Source organism: Bradyrhizobium sp. CCBAU 51627, from assembly GCF_028128765.1.
Lineage (GTDB): Bacteria > Pseudomonadota > Alphaproteobacteria > Rhizobiales > Xanthobacteraceae > Bradyrhizobium.
The window spans coordinates 32192-50842 of record NZ_LBJG01000001.1 but is presented as its reverse complement, the minus strand read 5'-3'; the positions used below and the strand labels follow the sequence as shown (position 1 = coordinate 50842).

Below are 18651 nucleotides of genomic sequence, written 5' to 3'. Positions count from 1 at the left end.
ATAATTCCGAGTTATGTGCCCTCCGGCAGCACATTGTGATGGTGTTTACCATTAATGAAGCTGAGCCCATCCCCAACATGCTTCTACTGCGATAGAGACGAGCTGCTTTTGTGAATCGGAGTGTAGCTGTCATGCTGATCAGCTCAGCTGTTGCGGAGTACTTGCGGTATTGTGCGATTGAGCGACAACTTTCGCCGCACAGCCTGCAGGCTTATGCCGTGGATCTGAACGATTTTCACGGATTTTTGGGTGTTGATCGTTCAGTCGGTTCGGTAATTGGCGCGGATCTCGGAGCTTATCTTTTCGATCTGTTGGAGCGGCGGAAACTTTCGATTTCAACTGCGCGTCGGCGCTTCGCTTGCCTGCGCGCATTCTTTCGTCGAACGGCGGCCTTGGAGCCTGCTGCGGACCCCTTCCGTGGCTGGCGACTAGAGCTTCCACGGCGAAAGCGCTTGCCGCGCTGTCTCTCGCGTTCTGAGGTTCGCAGTGTATTGTCTGGCTTAGCGAGCGCCGGAGGAATGATGCCTTCATCCTCACGGTCGGTTTCAGTCGCAGTGCGCCTGATGGTCGCAACTGGAATAAGAGTAGGTGAGCTCTGCCAGATAGTTGTTGCTGATGTGGCTCCGGAGGGAACGCGCATCAGGATTCGCGGTAAGGGAGCAAGGGATCGAGAGGTGTACATTTCTGATCCGGGGCTTCGTTCGGAACTTTTGCAGCTATTGGACACGCGTACGAAGCAGTCGGGCAAAGGTACACATATTTTCGTGAATCGACTTCAGCGTCCGATGCGGCCCCAGTCGGTTCGCCTCGCTCTTCGTCGCTATTCTGAATTTTCGAGTGGCCGACGTCGGATTACGCCGCACATGTTGCGACACACGGCCGCTACTCTATTGATCGAGCGCGGCGTCGATATCCGTTTCGTTCAAAAATTGCTTGGACATTCCAGCATCTCAACCACCGAAATATACACGCACGTCTCCGACGAGGCGCTCAGAGTCAGCCTGGAGAAAGCTGACGTGCTGGCTAACCTAGCGGCATAGCTTAGCGAGGCTGGCTGTCGCAGAGATGAAGGCTGAACCGGAAGGGATGGATCACAGGCGGCATCACAAGGCCGGAGATGGTAGCGCGCCGGAAGCGAAAACTTCGTCCACCTTTTTGCAAGCCGAGGAACCTTCAAAAAAAGCCTGACGTTTTTAGGCCCTCAGCCAATTCCTTCCAAATCTGCGAGGCATTTTTCGATATTGCCCTTTGCTTCGTTGAGAAGCCTTTTCGTTTCTCCCAACCGCTTAGAGTCGGGCTTCACCGGTCCGGCACTCACCGCATTTAGGTGACGGCAAATGGTCGTGAGATCGTTGGACATATCCTCGAGAACGAATGCTACATTTTCGAGGGGCACCAGCTCCGAAAAGAAGGTCTTGGAGACAGTGTCGTCTTGGCCAGCCGGTCCTTTGAACTTCATCTCCACCAGCGGGACCAAGACATCGCGATCGTCACGAGCAGCCTTGCCCATACTCATGACTAGCGAGCTGTAGGTTGTCGAGATATATGTCAGTCGATCGACCAGGGCGCTTCCATACAGCACGACAGAACCGGGATCGCTTTGCGCCTCATCCGGCTTCAAAGCATCGAGATCTTCATTCGGCATGTTCATCCTCTTCGTGCAGCTGCAGCGCCACTACAGGGAGGGAGACAGCCTTGGGACTGCTTGCTGCCTCGATGGTGTAGGAGCCGTGGGCTTCGGCCTTTTTTGTCTGGACGACGGTGACGGAAAAACTTTGGTATGAATTCTTTGTCCTCACCTTCATGTATCCTGGCGCTGCAGGTGCTGGCCCGTGAAAATGAAGCAGATAGTCTTCCATAGCGCGACGGACGCCCAGAGCGCCCGCATTGAGCAGCCCAGCCGTATTTGGGGCGTGCGCAGAGCTCTGTAGCGCGAGATCATAAGAGCGAAGAACCGCATCTGTATCCTCTACTAGATAGTGAGGGTGAGCGGCTCCAGCCAGCAGGTATTTGTCTTGCAGCTGTGCGGGCAATTGGCTGCGCTTCTTGCCTTCACGCTTTTCGCTGTTTTCCAGCTCAAGCAAACCGTCGCGCGTCAAAGCGAAGTGAGCAAATCTTCCTTGTGTCGTTCGCTCCACAAATCGCGCATTCGTCATCAACCGGAGAATCCGGCTCAGATTGGCGTCCTTGAGTTCTAACTTCTTGGCGATCGCTGTCTTCTCCATCTGATGCGACGGTGCGTCGCGCAGCAAGCAAAGGATTGCCACCACGTGCTGACGATGCATGACCTCGCTCGGACGTGCGAGCTTGGAGGTGTTTATCGACATCTGCAGAAGATCAAAGAAGGCCCTGAAACGCTCTGCGTAGGCAGCATTCTTTGGCCCGAGCGTCGCACTCACCCGGCGCAGGATGTCGAACCACTCCCGCATCTCGGGATCACGCCGGCGACTTTCAAGCGCGTTCCAAACAAACGCTCCCAATGTTGCATAAAGGCGCTCGAGGCTCCTTTCGGTTCCGTCTTTGAGGAGCTCCGAAATGACACGCCGGGCCTCGCTGGCCGTCGCCTCGCCCGTCTCTATCTTTTCCAACGCTACGTCCGGCATGGGCCAGTCCTACATCACAACCGTTAAGAACATTTTACAACGCTTTACTCTGATTTTAGTGCCGGAATCTAGGTGTCAAGGCCCCATTTGTAGGCAGCCCAAACAGTTTTTTGGGCGAGTTCCTTGGCTGAAACCGCGTTCGGCGCCTTCAGAAGAGGTAAAATGGTACCTAATCGGTCGTCCTTGAAGGCGGTGTGGGTGGGGTGTTGCACGACGAAGCTCCGGGTGCCGAACCGCACCTCGACCTGTGCGGCCGTGATCTGATGGCCCTGCATCGTGCGGTCGTTGCCCATGGACGGGACCAGCATGACGTCGACATCGAGCTCGGTGAAGGGGGTCTCGCACACGTCACAGAAATCCAGGCAAATCGCGACCCCGATCAATGCGCCTTCAGTGGCAAGAACGCATATCCGGTCGCCTGCGGTAATGGCTTCCGTACCCCAATCGTCATCGGCATAAGGGGCGATCTTGTCGTATGTCAGGCGCTCCTCTCCGTAGCCGTCGTAGATCCGCGCCCGGTTCACGACCCCATTCTCGCTTCTCTCGTGCCAGGTTCCTGGAATCAGAATTTCAGGAGCTTCGAGCTCGTCCGCAACGTCGCGGTCTCGCAGGAGTTTGACGATGCTCTCGCGCAACCCCGGCGAGACGGTTAGCTCCGGCCACACGATTGCGATGCAGTTCTCCTTGAGCGCCTGAGCAATCTGCTCCGAAATGGCGTCCTCTGCCGACGGCGCCTCGATGCCGGCGATCACGAACCGCTTATCTCCGGCTAGGCAAGCAAACTCCGGCTTGAGCTTGAGTACCTTGAACAGGCAAGCCCCCATCCTCCATTTGCTCGCGTCCGATGCGGTACTATGCAACGTGCGAGTATCCACCACGTGGACAGGATAGCCCTGTATCACAGTGGGCAGGATCCGGTGAAAGAGCAGGCCCCGCTTCGAGTAGGCTTGCGGCCTTCGCGCCGGACGTAATGCGCTTGCGCCCTGCCGCGGAATGAACCAGCATCCAAGCTGCTCAATGTGCCACTCACCAGAACTGATCGGCCACTGAGACCGACGGTCAGCAAGCGCGCGATCGATCTCCCGTATGAGACCGCCGATCTTCAAAGCGGCCAGTTCAGGCGTCTCATCGGACAGTGACCACAACAGATGGCCGTCGCCTATCGACGAGGTGAAATTGTCTCGCGCCCCCTCAATTCGTCTTTCTGTCAGATTTCGATAGGCCTTGTGCACGATTCCCGGCGCACTCCGAAACAAGGCGTCGAGCTCGATCAGAGCTTTCCTGAGCTCATTGCGGCTGGCATGCGTGATCAGCTCCTGGCGGCCAGCAAGCTCGCGCGCCTCCTTCTTCCAGGCTTCAAACGCTGACGTTTCGGCTCGGCTGTTCACGGGCCCCGGCAAAATCTTCGTCCAAATCACACCAGCAATATGTTCTATCGATAGGCGTGTGCCGGGAAATTTGCAATCGGCTCCGGTTTGTTGCTCACATGTCTTGGGACGTAGGGGCGGCCGAGACCAGCGCGCTGACGGGGAGGAGTGCAAAGCGCGGTAAGGAAAATCTGCGCGAAACATGGCGTGGACAACGAAAAACTGCATTGTCCTCACGATGCTATTGACTAAACCGGGTGGGGTGTTTTTCAATCTGGGCGGGAGATCCGCGCGTGCATAACGAACGCGGAGGGGGGCGTTCATATGTGGACATTCGGCCGCGCCGCGGCTTCAATTGGCGTTTGCCTTGCTATGGGCGGGTGCACCAGCCTTTATCATATTCATGATCCGCAGACGGGCGTGATCACGGCCGGTGAGTTGCCTTACTTTCTCAAGTCGATCCGGTGCGAGGTCGTGACCTTCTATCAGATAGAACGGGAAAGGCGGAAGGAATACCTGAAGATCTACAAAACAAGGCCGGAAGAGGCGTTCGACAGGTACGCTCATTTCGACATCGATCCGTTTCTGTACGGCACCTTCTTCCTCGAGTTGAAGGTCACCGACACTGGCGGGCTCGGATCCGGCACCGCATTTGACTACAAACGGGTTCTGAGCGCGACCAGTACCGAGCTCACGCATGTGGGTCCAACGGCCTCAGCCCAGGATACTTATGACCTGATCTGGTCATTCCTGATGAAGCAGAACGCCCAGCTGGCTTCCGACACAACGGCAGCGCCGGGTCCTGCACCGTATGAGCGTGGCTGCTATCGAGGAACGCCTGCGGACCTAATCGAGCTCGAAGCACTTGCCGAGAACAAGTACCCGGACCGGGCCGCCTATAAGCGCATCATTGTCGATGCATCCAAGCCGCTGGCGGCCTGGTTGCGGGACAATGCGATCCTGATCGCGGCCAACAATCTCACGCCGGCCATGCCATCGGAGAGCGCCGAGCCGGCGCAGATGACCTATACATTTTCAGTTCAGGTTACCGGCGGGGTCGAGGCAAAATACTCACTCACTTCGTCGCGCTGGACGCCTGCTGCGGTCCATGCGTCCGCCTCGGGCCAGCAGTTCAGTAACCTCGGGATCTACATCAACGGTCCGAACGCGGTCCTTGCTAATGGGGCCAAATCCGGCTCTGCCGGTTATGCGCCGAAGACGCCGCCGCTTGGATCAAAGGACAATCCGATTTTCACGGCGCCTTCGCCGGGAGGAGAGAAGTCGCAGGAGTTTCCGGGAGGGGCAGGAGCGGGCGGCCGCCGCACGGGAGGCGGACCTCGGACGAATGGTTTCATAGTGGCGCCGGTGCCCGTGTTCCCGCCGAGCCCAACCCCGACACAGTAGAGATATGTTTCGCTTCTGGTCGCCCAGACTCGTTCTGATGGTCGCGCTTGTGTTCTGCTGGGGCGCAAATGCTCAGCCTGCGCTTCCGTCGGGCGTGTCCGAGATGGAGCTTTACGGCACGGTCATTCGTGGTTCGAAATGGGAAATCAAAGAGATTCCGGTCTGCTGGGAAAACCTGCAGGCGAAGGATCAAAAATATGCCGAACTGGTCCGAAAAGCGGTTGCAGAGACCTGGGAGACCGCGGCGCAAGGTGGCGTATGGTTTTCGAAAACCTGGCCAGCCTGCACGGACGGCGCACCCGGTGTGCATGTGCGGATCGCCGATGAGGGGGCTCACACCGACGTCGTCGGCAAGTATCTCGACCGCAAGCCGTCAGGCATGACTCTCAATTTCAGCTTCAATCATTGGAGCAAAGGCTGCCGAGATCGGCGCGAATTCTGCATTCGCGCTGTCGCCGTCCACGAATTCGGTCATGCGCTCGGTTTCACCCATGAACAGAATCGCGACGATGCGCCGGAGCAGTGCCGCAACGAAAAAGCTTCCGGCTCGGTCGGAGATTATAAGGTCACCAAATACGATCCCCATTCAATAATGAACTATTGTAATCCAGCATGGAACGGAAACGGACAACTCAGCCCACTCGATATCGCCGCCGTCAGGACGTTCTATCCCTCCTGACACTCGGTCTCTTCCTATCCATGAGCGCGCCCGCGCAGGCCGATCGCGCGGCGGTGCAGATTGCTGCGCGCTACAACGTCAGGACGGTTCACGTCCAGTATGTTGGGGTGATGTACAACGACAAGCAGGAAGTCGGCGGCGGCTCCGGGCTGCTCATCGGCGACAGCCTCGTGCTGACCAACAGCCATGTGATTGGACGCGAGGAGAACTACAAGAGTTTTGACGTCAATGCCCGACTCGGGTCGCGCAATGCGAATCCGATCAAGGTCACTGCGGTTCATCGCGACGATGCCAGAGACCTGGCCCTTCTCGAGCTGGCGCAGCCCGCCGGCAATAGCGGCGGCGCCTCTCGTTGCCCGATGCCCGTGATCAACGACAACCAGCAGGCTCCGATGGGGACACAGCTCTATCTGCTCGGCTATCCTCTCGATCTGGATCTGAGCATTTCGAGCGGTCTGATCAGCAACCAGACGAGCCCGAGCGGCCGATGGCAAACCGATACGGTTATGAATGTCGGTAACAGCGGCGGACCTGCATTCAACGAGTTCGGCGCTCTGCTCGGGATCGCCGTTGGCGGCATCGTCAAGTGGAATGAGGCGCAGGTTTCCGGTGTCAACTTCATCATCCCCGCTACCGTGATTACTGCAAGCCCACTCTACAACATGATAGCCGCCATTCCCCAGCCGTCCGTATGCTGGACGAAATGGGTTGACACGACGATCTCGTTTGAGAACTGGAGCAAGCTGAACTCCACGCATGTGCAGACCCAAGCCAACGCTGGCGTGAAGATCCCCGAGATTCTGGCTGGGGCGATCCACACGATACTGCCCGAAGACCGCCGCCTTATCGTGAACGTGCCGGTAACGCAGCTTGTCGAACCGAAGCAGATCGAGCGCTCGTATACGGTCGACAAGACCAAGGACGATCACCCGGTCGTGTTTGCCGAGCACTCGGCGGACTATACCGAAAATTTCCCTGCTGAGCCTGGCTACCGCATCACAGGATGCAAATGGCATGTCGAGACGGCAAATGGCGCAAGCAATATCGCTTGCGCGATTAACGACAGCGGAGCGCAGGCGCGCTTCACCTTTAGGCTCACCAGCGGGCCCGCTGTAGATAGGTACCGCGGATGGCTGGGGGCTACGGTCAATGTGTCCCAGATGCTTGCGAAGTAGGTTTCTATAGATGATCAGGCTTGCATCGCAGATTCAGGCGCTAAACAGGCTGCAACCGATCGGGCAGCTTTTCCGACGGCTCCGGACAGTCTTCACTGTCCTGTTCTGCGGGCTCGCGACCGGTTGCGCCCACCAGGCTCCGCTCTCACAGCCACTCAAGCCGCACGTCCACAAAACTCCCCAGAAACATGGGGGCCTCTTGAAAAGATACGGCTACCGCTACGGACCTGGATATTACCACCATGTCCGGCACTACCATGCCGCACGGCCCTGGCGACCGACGACCGGTGAGGCGAGCGAGGAGGCGCCTCCCAACAAGAGCACCACCGGAGCTGAGGTAGTGGTCAACAAGCCCGCGATCAAAGGCGTGGTGCCGGTCTACTTTGCTACGAACCGAGAGGTGGCCGGCGGACCTGGTCTGGAATTAAGCCAGATCTCCTATGCTCGGGCCTCTTCCAACACTTTTGGCTATGTGACGGTCAGCATTCCCATCGTCCACAAGATGGGCGAAGTGGAGATCCCCGGAACGAGCTGGTGGGGAACAAAAGAGGCGGAGCAGGACGGAAAACACTTTCGAATTCAGAAGCTGAACCGGCTTTCACGGGAAGAGTTTGCCGCCGCGATAGCTAATCCGGCCGACAGCCTGATGCTCTTTGTGCATGGCTATAACGTTGCCTTTCAGGATGCTGCTTTCAAGGCGGCGCAAATCGCTTTCGATGCGAACTACAAAGGTCGCGTCATGATGTATTCCTGGCCCTCCAAAGGGGGATGGAAGGACTATGACTACGATCGCGAGAGTGCTTTGTTCGCGCCGGATGGCCTGTTCGACCTTCTCCAGCTGATCAAAAAGGAGGGAAACGTCTCAAGGATCATCGTGGTTGCGCATAGCCTCGGAAGCCAAGTTGTCCTGGGCGCCTTGCAACAAGCTGCCCTGAGCCAGACGACGCTCGGCATCACCGAGCTGATTTTTGCTGCCCCCGACGTGGATCGCGATCTTTATCTGCAACGTGCGAACCAAATCAAGGCGGCCGCGGGGGCGGTCACTCTATATGCCTCCTCGACTGATTTGGCATTGCTGGTTTCCATGAAGAAAGCGCAGTCCAAATCACGAATGGGGTTCGTGACCAACAGCGGACCGACGCTGGTCCCTGGGATCGAAACGATCGATGTATCTGCCGTGGGGGGCGAAATGTTTGCTCTAAATCACAGTACATATTCAACCAGCCGCGCGGTTCTCGATGACATAGGCCGGATCATTTCTTCTTCGACGCATCTCAAACCCCCGCAGCGGACCCCGACGTTGCGATCAATGCCCGACGATTCAAATACGACTTATTGGATGTATCCCTACTAGGGAGGGCGCGTGCCTATTTGCAGGGCTGGCAGGCGCGAGCGCTTAGCGCCCAACGTTGAGCGCGGCCTAGGCCATGTAGGCGAATCACGTTGTGTGAAGCTTGCTGGCACATCCCGGCTGCATTGCCGCGGATCGAGTCGTTTTTGCGCCGAATGGCTGCGTTTATTGGTCGAAAGGGCGAAACGACGCTGCCAGAGTTTTAGTAAGAAAGGGTCGTCGTGCTGCGGATCGACGAATGTTGCGTCTCTTCAAGCGTGCGAATAAATCGATTGCGTGTTCGCAAGGCGCTCGCAATACGTCGCGACGAAATATGCCGGGACGGTTTGGTGGGGTTGGTAGGGGACGAAACTGGTGAAAGTTCTCGAAAGGATCATCGGTTATTCACTGCTGCTGCTGATGATTGTGGCCGTCGTCATGATCGTCGGACAGCCACAGACCACGGGCGGAAACCAGGAGGCATTCTCCGGGTGTCAGAGGGCGACGATTTCACTCGATATGGCTATTTCAACATTTGCTGAAAGTCGTCGTTTCACCCTGTCGCACTATTAACCTGGTTTGGCCACGCTACCGACGAGTATCTCGCGTAACGGGCATCGATCTCCTCTTGGGGGAGGCGCACGCGCCGCGACCGGCAAACCATTGTCAGGCAGGTGTGCAAACTAGCGGGTGAGAGAAGTTGAGCTTCTTCGATCATATCGAAGACATGCAGCACACCACGAACCTCGATACCGACCTCGATTCCAAGCTCCCGCATATCGCGCGCTCCCGCAAGCATGGTGTGACCGCCGTCGGCAGCAAGCGCCAGCGCATAGGCATCGTGAACCGAAAGGCTCGGGCAACGTCGCATAAACTCTCGAGCTTGGTCGATTTCACTCTCTTGAAGCTCCTGCACGATCAAACCGCGAGACAAGAGTGTTTCACCGAACCAAGCTGCCAATTCGTCCTCGTACATGATGTCAGGCACCATGTATTTGGTGGGAAGCTTGAAAAACGCATCGAAAAGATCGCCCCGGTGAAGATCGATCGCAACCGATGTGTCAAGAACGGCGATAGGGGTCACGCAGGCCCCCCCAACATTTCATCATAGTAACGGCCAAGCTCGCGCGTCGATACGCCCAATAGCTCAGCCACACGAGATTCCGAAACCAGATCCTCCGCGAAGGCACGCAGGCAAAGCCTTTCAAAGCGCGAAGGACGCTGACAACGGTTGGAAAATGGCTCACGATAAGGCGATTTCGTCCAGCCCTTATCAGCGAAAATCGTGAACAATCGGCGCTTCTCCTCGGTGTTGATAATGCCCAAGTCCGCACACCTGTGAACAATTTGAACGACGGCGACGCCAAACATCGCTTTCAAGCGAAAGAGCTCGCCCATCGGCAGCAATTTACGCGCTTTTCCAATTGCCGAGATGAAAACATCGTGCAGCATCAAGAATGCCCTTGCGAATCGTTCACATACCGATTCCGCCTCCCGAATCGATTCAAAATCAAGGACTAGATGGGCAAGCTCGCAAACTAGACCAAACCTTTGGTATTCCCCCTGTGCATCCACATTGACGGCGATAAGCGGCATGGGAGGATGATTCCCACGTTGAACGGTGCAAAGTATTGCCGATACTTTTGGATCAAGCTTAAGCGAAATCACTTTGATTCCACGCTCTTCCAGCAATTCAGGCAGATCGGAAATTGGCTGGCTTCCTAAATTCCAGGCCGCACGCAGCCGTGCGGCGGCGAGCTCGACGTCTTCCATCCTGACGATGGGATAGGGAAATCCCGATGGCTGAACCCAGTTAATATCGGCACCGGGTACAAGTTCTTCGACATCGATATATTTCTCGATTGCACTAAGCAGTTGAGCTTTGAGGGAGCCAAGTTGCTTAGCGCTGCCGTCGATGCCGGGCCGGAATTGAACGCCCGTGATATCGATCTGGCGGGGATTCAAGAGATACCGTTCGGTCACACCTAAAGCGCGTGCCAACCCTCGCAGTACGGACGAGCTTGGCATGGCCTCGTTCGCCTCGTATTTTTGGATAGCCTGAAACGTGACGGCTTTGCCAATTTCTTGTTCTAAATCGCGAAGTGACAACCCGGCACTTTTTCTAGCAATTACAAGACGTTCTCCGATCATTTATAGCTCCAGTTGAGTTTGTGGTTGACAAAAGTAGTGCAAAATGAGACATTTGTCAACCAAAGCCAAAGGAGTTCGCTATGGAAGAGCCAAGCAACGAGCCGATTGTCGAGGCGATCGAAGTCGAGGTGGTAGATGACATCGTCGAAGTCGAAATCTTTGTGAAAGAGGGGCGACACCTACCTCACGCCAAAGGATATGTGATCCGCGTCGATAAACAGAAGATCACGGTGCATAAGCATGAGCTTACGGGCCGGGAGATTCTCGTGCTCGCGAAGAAGGAGCCTCCTGAACACTACATTCTGCGCGAAATCTTCAGCGGAGGCCGCTCTGAGATCGTGGCGCTCGATCAGGTCGTTGACCTGCATCGGCACAAGGTCGAGAAATTCAAGACGCTGCCGCGCGATCAGACCGAGGGCTGAATCGATGCGCCGTGAATTCGATCTTCCGGCGTTGGATCGAGAGCACCTTGACGCAGCCGGATCGCAATGGGAGGCCGTCAAAAATGGCGGCGAGTTTTGGTTGCTCATTCACAAGGCCAAACTTCCGACTGGCTATAACGTCCCTGAAGCTTCAATAGCCATAAAGATCGAGCCGGGATATCCGAACGCCCAGCTCGATATGGCCTACTTTAATCCGATCCTGCAGCGCACAGATGGAAAACCGATCCCATGTGCCGACGCCATGGTTCACATCGATGGTAAGCAATGGCAGCGCTGGTCACGGCACCGGACCGCAGCTAACCCGTGGTTGCCCGGCGAGGATTCGCTTGAGACCCATCTGATTCTTGTGCACGACTGGCTTGCGCGCGAGTTCGAGAGGCGCTGACATGCAAAATGTTTCGCTTTCCTTGACGGGCCGCCAGCACAGCACGCTCAAATCGCATCTTCTCCCGGCTGATGGAAAAGAGGCTGTGGCTATTGCGTTGTGCAGCCGCCGGTCAGGGGCACGGCACCGCCTGCTTGTTCGAAAAATTCACCTCATTCCCTACGATGCCTGTACCGAGCGTGCTGCGGACCATGTCAGCTGGCCGACAGATGTCTTGGTGCCGTTGCTCGAAGAGGCGAACAGATTAAGTTACAGCGTCGTGAAGCTTCATGGGCATTGGGGCTATACGCGATTTTCAGAAACCGATGATTTTGCCGATCGGACTCTATTTCCTTCGGTCGATGGCTGGATTGACGCCGATGTGCCGCATGCCAGCGTCGTTATGCTCGATGACGGCCGCATGTTCGGCCGCGTCGTCACGCCGAAGGGCGATTTTGTTCCGCTCGAGCGAATCACTGTGGTCGGCGACGAGATTAAGGTTCATTTTCCCGAGGATTTTGGCGGTGCTGCGAAATCCTCCAGCTTGCCAGAGTTTGTGCTGAGGCACGCTCAAGCCTTTGGCGAAGGCACCATTTCAATGATGCGGCGCTTGAGCGTTGCCGTGATCGGTTGCTCAGGCACCGGCAGCCCCGTCATTGAGCAACTGGCACGTCTTGGTGTTGGACGCCTCGTGCTCGTCGATCCCGATGTTGTTGAAGCAAAGAACCTCAATCGCATCTTGCACTCGACGGCAAAGGACGCTGCCTCTGCCAGACCCAAGGTCGAGGTGCTTGCACACGCCATTGCCGAAATGGGCCTTGGGACGCAGGTTGAGGCCCTGTCGCAAAATCTCATTTCCCCGGCATGCGTACGGGCGGTTGCCGATTGTGACATCGTCTTCGGCTGTGTGGACTCTGTTGAAGGGCGATATGTGCTGAACAAGCTGGCGGTGTATTATCTCCTGCCATATTTCGATCTTGGAGTGCGTATTGAAGCTGACTCACGCGGCGGCGTCGATCAGATTTGCGGAAGCGTTCACTATGTGCAGCCCGACGGCGCCAGTCTTCTCAGCCGACATTTGTTGACAATGGAAGGCGTGCGCGCTGAAGGTACGCGGCGGAGGAATCCGGACGCTTACAAGAAGCTGGTGGAAGAAAAATACATATCGGGTGCTGCGATGCCCGTTGGCCGCCCGGCAGTCATCAGCGTCAACATGCTTCTCGCATCGCTCGGCGTCAACGAACTCCTGGCCCGTATTCACGGCTATCGAGACGAGCCAAATAATGAATATGCGGTGCAGACGGTTAGCCTCACACAAGGCGCCTTATACGCCGAGCCGGAAGGGCAGGCGTGCCGCATTCTCAGCAAATTTGCTGGCCGCGGAGACGTCGTTCCATTGCTCGATGAGGTTGAGCTTTCAGAGGGGCGTGCGTCGTGAATATAATCAAGCAAATCTTCTTCAAGCGGCTTCAGAAGCTGCGTGTCCGGTTTCCGATACTCTACCGGCAGCGCGCTCCCTACTCAGCCGTCCGCGTCGATGATTTGCCGGACGTGCTTGAGCCGGGGAAGGTCTATCTCGTAGGTGAAAACGATCACTTGTGGTCCGCTGCGCTCAAGTGCCCAGGCGGCTGCGGGATCGTGCTCGAGATGAATCTCGTACCCGACACGCGTCCGCTATGGCGCGTGGCCGAGCACGGCGGCTGTGTAACAATTGAACCATCGATTTGGCGTAAGAAGGATTGCGAATGTCATTTTCGCTTAACGAATGGCTTCGTACGTTGGTATTGAGAGTATATCGCCTGAACGAAATATTCCGACTGAACTTGCTAGTTCAATAGCATGAGCAACAGCGACTTGCCTTTGATTGAGCGCTTCACGCTCTTTTACGATTTTCTTGGTTCGTCGCAGGTCGCACGTTGGCCTGCGGAACGGCTATAAGCGAAATCTACAAATTCTTGCTGCGGATTTCGACCAGACCGGTTGTTAAAGATTCCTCTTTAATTTCAAGGACCATTCGCGGGGCTCCACGCAGCCGGACGCAGCACGATTGACGTGGAGTTGCGAACCTAGGACGCTAAGTTCGCGGCCAAGCCTAGCTGGCGATTGCAGCACGAGGGCTGAATTTAGGATCAGAATGATGCCGAGCTATTTTTCCGCGGAGCGTGTCACTGAGCTTCTTGCCGGCCAAGCTGAGGTGAATCGTCATTTCAACGAGCTTCGCGAAAAGATGTGCCTGCGCACCTACAAGACCGAGCGGGGCGCCGAGTATGCGCAGCAGGGATTCTGCCGCCGCTTAGAAACGCCCGGTCAATCGATCGGGTCTTTGAGCTGCTACCTCCCGATCAGGAGAAGATTCCCGAGCGCGGCGTCGTGGTTGATGCGGCAATCGCTATCCAGGCCTTCACGATGAATGCCTTCGGTTGCCTCGACAACATCGCGTGGATCTGGGTTTACGAGAAAGAAATCAAGAATTCCGATGGTAGCGACCTGGAAAAGAAGGACGTTGGTCTTGGAAAGAAAAAAGTCCGGAAAGGCTTGACCAAGGAATTCCAAGCATTCCTCGACGAGAAGCAGAAATGGTTTGGAAATCTGATCGAACTTCGTGACTCTTTGGCCCACCGTATCCCTCTCTATATTCCGCCCTACGTTGTGCCGAAGCCGAATATCGAGAAATACAACGAACTCGAAAAAGCCAAGTGGGAGGAACCGGCACGAAGCGATCCTGACGAATACGAGAAAGTGCAGGCAGAACAATTGGCGCTATGTCAGTTCGTGCCAGGAATGATGCACTCGATATTCGAGCAATCGCCGCAGGTGGAGTTTCATAGTCAATTGCTGAATGACTATGTCACTATAGACGAATACAGATTGACGCTCCTGGAAGAGCTCGACCGGCAGCCTTAGGTCCCGCCTGTTCTTCTATCGATTGTCGGTGGTCGTGATGCGCTTTACGAAATCGGAAATTCTTGACGAGTTTGCACGGCAAGACCGATCTTATCGGCTGGCCATCATCTCGAGCCATTGGCTCCAAGGCGGCGCGCAATACAAGCCGAGCGCTGTCGAAGAAGCGCGCGGACTACAGATGAAGGTGCTCGACACGTGGGTGTCTTACTCCGATCTTGCAATGCTACTTGAGCGAGACTCGTCGCGGTTTTCGATCACTACCGACTTTGTGCTTAACCAGCTTCACGCCCTCATTCGCGTCCCGTTCGAGCTGTTAAGCGACTACTGCGAGGATTTTGATCGCGCGGGCTCTGGAAGTGCGATGGTCAAAAAGCTTCGCGACGCGGATTGGTATGAATATGCGCGAGTCATCCGAAACACGGTATCGCACAATTTCCGGTTCGATTTCTCGCGATACAAACCAGAGAAATTCCCCATCACGTGGCGCGGCATCTCTCTGACTCCGGACCTTGATCGGAAAACCATCACGTTCGAATCGTTCTGGCACAAATCCGGCTATGAGCTGTTTGTTGCGATGCGGGACTTTGCCGAGGCTTTACCAGAGTGATGATTTGACCGGTTCATGATCGTGCGAAGGCGATGAGTGGCCCGAGATCATGGTTGTCGGCAGCCTGAAGCGCTGCAATGTAGGCCGTGCGCGCAGTGCCGGCTGTCTGCAAGTCTGCGCCGCCCCATGTAAAGCGCCGGCCGCCAAGCTGCACGACTAATACATCAGCAGCCAATCGTGACCAGCGGCCGTTTCCGTTTGGAAACGGGTGTACGGATACGAGGCGGTGATGGAAGCGAACGGCAAGTTCGTCCGGTGGATAGGTGTTGTTCTCGACCCAATACCTTGCGTCGTCGAGTACCTGATGCAGTGAAACTTCGATCAGATGCGGCGCGACGCTGAGATTGCGCTCCGTCGTTCGGAATTTTCCAGCCCAGCGCCAGACACGTTCGAACATGCGCCGGTGAAGGCTCTTGAGAAAACTTTCTCGCGTCGCAACTTTCCGACGGCCGAATGCCCAACGGTTTGCCGTCGCGATGTTCTGCTGCTCGAGTTCGTTCAACTCGCTGCGCAAGGTAATGTGCGTTGGGATAAGATCTTCGCGCTCCTGGGGCGTCAGCGGTGTCGCGTGATCGTCGGCGGCGCGCAGATCAGTATCAGTCATTCGTCATCCCAGAGACGCGCGGGGCGCTTCAATAAATCCTCGATCGCTTGCTCTCGAAGCGCGCGGGCAGCCTGATTGTCATCCACGGCTTGGTCCTCAAGCCGCATCGTCTGCTCGATAGCTCGTGATTGCCGCTCAGCAATCTCGGCAGCTCGTTTGGTTACAACCTCTGCGAGGGGGCGCTCGGGTACAAGCACATAGACCAACCGGCAGCCGAGGGCCTCAGCCGCGCGTTGAAGCGTATTGAGGGTTACACTGCCGCCTTGCTCGGATTTTTCAAGTTCCACGATGCGGGGCTGCGATACTCCCAGTCTCTTGGCATATTGGGCGGTGGTCATGCCGAGTGCGTCGCGGATCGCGCGAATCCAGCCCTTGGGAGGGCGCTGGGCGTGCGAGAGCGCTCGGAGCGTGGCAAAGCGGCTGTCGAGATGGCGGATGGCGTCTTTCATGCGATAAGATACAGCATATAGTTAGTTGCTAAAGATATAAGATATATCTTATTAGAATTATGGATGATAATAGGTTATTCCTTATAGAATGAGATCGGTACGATAAGGAATATCTTATTGGAACTATTCAGTGTTGGTCGGCGTAGATTGAGGCTTGCTGAGCTAGAAGCTGCACCCAACGGTTGAGATCGTTCCCTTATTGTTCTAATTTGGCTTGCTTCATCGCTGCCGGTCATCGGCTCACACCTGACATCCGCCCATGCTCCCGCGCAGTTGGAATCCCGACATCGCCAAAAATGAAATAGCCCGGTGCATCGAGCCCGGCCTTCTTGGGTTTTACACGCATTTCGAAGTAACCGAGGTTTTCGCCTCGCTGCCTAGCCGCCACCGCCGACGATGCGGAGACCGCTCAGATCGCCCTCGTCGATTACCACCGAGCTCTTGCGGAGGCAGGCTTCCTCGATCGCCTTTGCGGCCGCGTCGGAGGTGACGCCGGCCATCTTGTCGAGCACGCAGTCGTCGAAGGCGTTGGCCAGCGCAGAATCCGCGCAAGCCAGGGCGGCAGCCGCCAAAAACACGGTTTTCCTCACTCGGCCCCCTCGATTCCGACCCCGGTTCCGACCATTATAGCCGCAACTTTGGGGAGAGTAATGGGCGGGATCCGAGCGAGCTTGATCGCGTTGGTGCTCGGCTTGGGCGGGACCGCGGCTGGCGCGGCCGAGGTGCCTCCGACGGCATTCTTTTCCGGCAACGACATCTACGACTGGTGCCGGAACGACCGGCGCGCAGCCTTTAGCTACGTGGCCGGCCTGTACGACTCAGCCGCCCACGCCGCGGCGGTGATCGATTCCGGACGGCACTTCGGCAAGGACTCGACAAACAACGACGTCGAGATCGACTTCGCACTCAACCGGGTGGTCGGCTACTGCAAGCCCGACCGCGCCACGCTCGAGCAGGTGACGGACGTGTTCTGCACCTACCTTAAGGAGAATCCGTCCAAACGGGACGGCCTGCCGGCGATCATGTTCCCCGACGCCCTCAAGAAGGCGTGGCCCTGTCCCGGATGGTGAGGATCTATGGTTGATTCCGTCAAGCGCCGCGCGCGGATGTGCGGGCCCAAACCGCCCACACCATCACTTCCGGGATCCTAGCCATCGCGCTTGCGTTGTCCCTTCTTGCTTAGCCCAGTAGCTTCTTCATCTGAAAACCCCTGCCAATCATATGAGCCGTCTTTTATCGCTCCGACCACTAGGGCTTAGTTGTGCAAACACTATGATCATGCGACGAATGCCCATTTTTGGTCGGATAAGCGCGGTGGTGCGATCACTAAGTGATTGATTGTTCTGAGCTAGCAGCTGTCTCTTAATCAGCGGGTCCCAGGTTCGAGCCCTGGTGCGCCCACCATCCTTAAGAGATTGGCCCGCAAGGGCTTTTTCATTTCGGGCGGCACAACAAGTCGCGTCTCGTGCGACCCTTTCCGTCTCGAAATCGCACAGGCACATGCTGAGCGGCCTTCAACTGTTCGAGCCGGAGCCCTTCAGCGCATTCCAGGCTGCCTGGTTGGCCTGATCGAACGCCTTGCGGGATTCCGCGAGCGCTGCGCTCAGCACAGACCAGGACTCGCTGCCAGTCTGCTTCAGCTTATGCAGACGCGCTTCCGCCTCTGACGCATCAGACTTCATTTGTCTGAGCGCGGCGTCGAAGTCTCCGGAATGTGCTGCCGCCACCTTGCCGGCCGCCTCACGGAACTTGTCGGCGGCCTCGCGGCAAGCCTTTGCCTGCGCTGCGGCAATGTCCTTGAAGGTGGCCTGCTGCTGCTCGAGCTGCTTGCCGGCGCCTTCGAAATAGACCTTCATCTGCGCCTCGAAGGCGTTCCACTGCTTCTCGAGCTCTGTTTTGCCCCGTGCCCAAGCCGCTTCGCCGGCTTCGGCTTGTGCCTTGAGCTGCACCTGGAATTCGTCGCGCCGCTTCTTCAGATCGGTGATGATCTGCTCGGCCTTGACCTTGGATTCGGCCTTAGCCTCGTCGGCCTTGACTTCGAACGAGGCGAGCGCGGCATCCATCTCGTCGATGCGCTCCTTGGCCCAATTCAGGTAAAAATGCACGCTGCTCTGCTCTGACATGACCGTCTCCATTGACTGTTCGAATTGGATGATCTCCTGGCTCGGCTTTGCTCGTGTTGACTTGAGTCAACTGCCCCGTCGTCGGCTGACGCGTCCCTCAGGCCGCGAGATAGGGAAAACGCCTTGCCCTTTCAGCCCCGGCGGTTGGCCGAGTGCGCGATGGTCTCAAAGCCGTCGCCGCATAGAAATCGCTCGGAGCCATCAACTTGGCATCGGCCGGCAGCACATCCGAGCTGAAGAGCTCATCGCGAATGCGCAGGGCATTGGCCAAGCCGTTGTCTTCCGCGAGGTCGAGCTGGAAACGGTTGCTTGGTGCCCTTGCACAGGCGAGGCCAGTGCCGCTGGTCGAGCCGGTGACGACAGCGGTCTTGCCGTTCAGAATTCCCATCGAAGACTTCCTCGTAACACGCGAATTGGATCTGCGCTTCGCATCGGATGCGACGCGCAA

Annotated in this window: 23 protein-coding genes; 13 read left to right on the top strand and 10 right to left on the bottom strand. The window is 56.7% G+C overall.

Going from position 1 to position 18651, the window contains the following annotated elements; genetic code table 11:
- Window positions 1-131 precede the first annotated feature (131 nt).
- Window positions 132-1040 carry a tyrosine-type recombinase/integrase gene (locus XH88_RS00265; RefSeq protein ID WP_271613432.1) on the top strand — a complete coding sequence of 303 codons (909 nt, stop codon included), beginning with the start codon at window positions 132-134 and terminating at the stop codon, window positions 1038-1040.
- Window positions 1041-1201: 161 nt separating this feature from the next.
- On the opposite strand, the gene XH88_RS00260 is transcribed toward XH88_RS00265, so the two are convergent.
- From XH88_RS00260 to XH88_RS00250, 3 genes are all read right to left on the bottom strand, one after another.
- Window positions 1202-1645 carry a hypothetical protein gene (locus XH88_RS00260; RefSeq protein WP_271613431.1) on the bottom strand — a complete coding sequence of 148 codons (444 nt, stop codon included), beginning with the start codon at window positions 1643-1645 and terminating at the stop codon, window positions 1202-1204.
- Complete coding sequence (locus tag XH88_RS00255) at window positions 1635-2603, bottom strand: helix-turn-helix domain-containing protein (RefSeq protein ID WP_271613430.1); 969 nt, start codon at window positions 2601-2603, stop codon at window positions 1635-1637. The genes XH88_RS00260 and XH88_RS00255 overlap by 11 nt, the downstream gene beginning before the upstream one ends.
- Before the next feature lie 68 nt (window positions 2604-2671).
- Window positions 2672-3991, bottom strand: a complete 1320-nt coding sequence (locus tag XH88_RS00250) for a hypothetical protein (RefSeq protein ID WP_271613429.1) — start codon at window positions 3989-3991, stop codon at window positions 2672-2674.
- A gap of 303 nt (window positions 3992-4294) precedes the next feature.
- Between XH88_RS00250 and XH88_RS00245 the strand changes: the two genes are divergently transcribed.
- From XH88_RS00245 to XH88_RS00225, 5 genes are all read left to right on the top strand, one after another.
- Window positions 4295-5374 carry a hypothetical protein gene (locus tag XH88_RS00245; protein ID WP_271613428.1) on the top strand — a complete coding sequence of 360 codons (1080 nt, stop codon included), beginning with the start codon at window positions 4295-4297 and terminating at the stop codon, window positions 5372-5374.
- A gap of 37 nt (window positions 5375-5411) precedes the next feature.
- On the top strand, window positions 5412-6053 hold the full coding sequence (locus tag XH88_RS00240; RefSeq protein WP_271613427.1) for a M12 family metallopeptidase: 642 nt from the start codon (window positions 5412-5414) through the stop codon (window positions 6051-6053).
- Between the two features lie 20 nt (window positions 6054-6073).
- Window positions 6074-7228: a S1 family peptidase gene (locus XH88_RS00235; protein WP_271613426.1), complete on the top strand. Its 1155-nt coding sequence runs from the start codon at window positions 6074-6076 to the stop codon at window positions 7226-7228.
- Window positions 7229-7427: 199 nt separating this feature from the next.
- On the top strand, window positions 7428-8582 hold the full coding sequence (locus XH88_RS00230; RefSeq protein WP_271613425.1) for an alpha/beta hydrolase: 1155 nt from the start codon (window positions 7428-7430) through the stop codon (window positions 8580-8582).
- 351 nt (window positions 8583-8933) lie between these two features.
- Window positions 8934-9131 (top strand): hypothetical protein, encoded by a 198-nt coding sequence (locus XH88_RS00225; protein ID WP_271613424.1) that lies wholly within the window; start codon window positions 8934-8936, stop codon window positions 9129-9131.
- Here the strand turns inward: XH88_RS00225 and XH88_RS00220 are convergent.
- Entirely contained in the window at window positions 9112-9642 is a 531-nt protein-coding gene (locus XH88_RS00220) for a hypothetical protein (protein WP_271613423.1), read from the bottom strand. The two genes, XH88_RS00225 and XH88_RS00220, sit on opposite strands and share 20 nt — an antisense overlap.
- Complete coding sequence (locus XH88_RS00215; protein WP_271613422.1) at window positions 9639-10709, bottom strand: helix-turn-helix domain-containing protein; 1071 nt, start codon at window positions 10707-10709, stop codon at window positions 9639-9641. The genes XH88_RS00220 and XH88_RS00215 overlap by 4 nt, the downstream gene beginning before the upstream one ends.
- A gap of 80 nt (window positions 10710-10789) precedes the next feature.
- On the opposite strand from XH88_RS00215, the gene XH88_RS00210 reads away from it, so the two are divergent.
- From XH88_RS00210 to XH88_RS00185, 6 genes are all read left to right on the top strand, one after another.
- The gene (locus XH88_RS00210) at window positions 10790-11131 is read left to right on the top strand and encodes a multiubiquitin domain-containing protein (RefSeq protein ID WP_271613421.1); all 342 of its coding nucleotides are present in this window, start codon (window positions 10790-10792) and stop codon (window positions 11129-11131) included.
- Window positions 11132-11135: 4 nt separating this feature from the next.
- A complete protein-coding gene (locus XH88_RS00205) occupies window positions 11136-11537 on the top strand; it encodes an E2/UBC family protein (RefSeq protein ID WP_271613420.1) in 402 nt (133 codons plus the stop codon).
- 1 nt (window position 11538) lies between these two features.
- Window positions 11539-12954, top strand: coding sequence for a HesA/MoeB/ThiF family protein (locus XH88_RS00200; RefSeq protein ID WP_271613419.1), 1416 nt, complete (start codon window positions 11539-11541; stop codon window positions 12952-12954).
- Window positions 12951-13304: a DUF6527 family protein gene (locus tag XH88_RS00195; protein ID WP_271613418.1), complete on the top strand. Its 354-nt coding sequence runs from the start codon at window positions 12951-12953 to the stop codon at window positions 13302-13304. Before XH88_RS00200 ends, XH88_RS00195 begins: the two co-directional genes overlap by 4 nt.
- 441 nt (window positions 13305-13745) lie before the next feature.
- Entirely contained in the window at window positions 13746-14420 is a 675-nt protein-coding gene (locus XH88_RS00190; protein ID WP_271613417.1) for a hypothetical protein, read from the top strand.
- Window positions 14421-14457: 37 nt separating this feature from the next.
- A complete protein-coding gene (locus XH88_RS00185) occupies window positions 14458-15027 on the top strand; it encodes a hypothetical protein (RefSeq protein ID WP_271613416.1) in 570 nt (189 codons plus the stop codon).
- Between the two features lie 13 nt (window positions 15028-15040).
- On the opposite strand, the gene XH88_RS00180 is transcribed toward XH88_RS00185, so the two are convergent.
- The 3 genes from XH88_RS00180 to XH88_RS00170 form a co-directional block, all read right to left on the bottom strand.
- Window positions 15041-15631, bottom strand: a complete 591-nt coding sequence (locus tag XH88_RS00180) for a mobile mystery protein B (RefSeq protein WP_271613415.1) — start codon at window positions 15629-15631, stop codon at window positions 15041-15043.
- On the bottom strand, window positions 15628-16080 hold the full coding sequence (locus tag XH88_RS00175; protein ID WP_271613414.1) for a mobile mystery protein A: 453 nt from the start codon (window positions 16078-16080) through the stop codon (window positions 15628-15630). Before XH88_RS00175 ends, XH88_RS00180 begins: the two co-directional genes overlap by 4 nt.
- Before the next feature lie 377 nt (window positions 16081-16457).
- A complete protein-coding gene (locus XH88_RS00170; protein ID WP_271613413.1) occupies window positions 16458-16670 on the bottom strand; it encodes a hypothetical protein in 213 nt (70 codons plus the stop codon).
- Window positions 16671-16751: 81 nt separating this feature from the next.
- Here XH88_RS00170 and XH88_RS00165 point away from each other — a divergent pair, with 81 nt between their 5' ends.
- The gene (locus XH88_RS00165; RefSeq protein WP_271613412.1) at window positions 16752-17150 is read left to right on the top strand and encodes a Rap1a/Tai family immunity protein; all 399 of its coding nucleotides are present in this window, start codon (window positions 16752-16754) and stop codon (window positions 17148-17150) included.
- A gap of 444 nt (window positions 17151-17594) precedes the next feature.
- On the opposite strand, the gene XH88_RS00160 is transcribed toward XH88_RS00165, so the two are convergent.
- Window positions 17595-18203 carry a hypothetical protein gene (locus XH88_RS00160; protein WP_271613411.1) on the bottom strand — a complete coding sequence of 203 codons (609 nt, stop codon included), beginning with the start codon at window positions 18201-18203 and terminating at the stop codon, window positions 17595-17597.
- Between the two features lie 97 nt (window positions 18204-18300).
- The gene (locus tag XH88_RS00155) at window positions 18301-18591 is read right to left on the bottom strand and encodes a hypothetical protein (protein ID WP_271613410.1); all 291 of its coding nucleotides are present in this window, start codon (window positions 18589-18591) and stop codon (window positions 18301-18303) included.
- Between the last annotated feature and the right edge of the window lie 60 nt (window positions 18592-18651).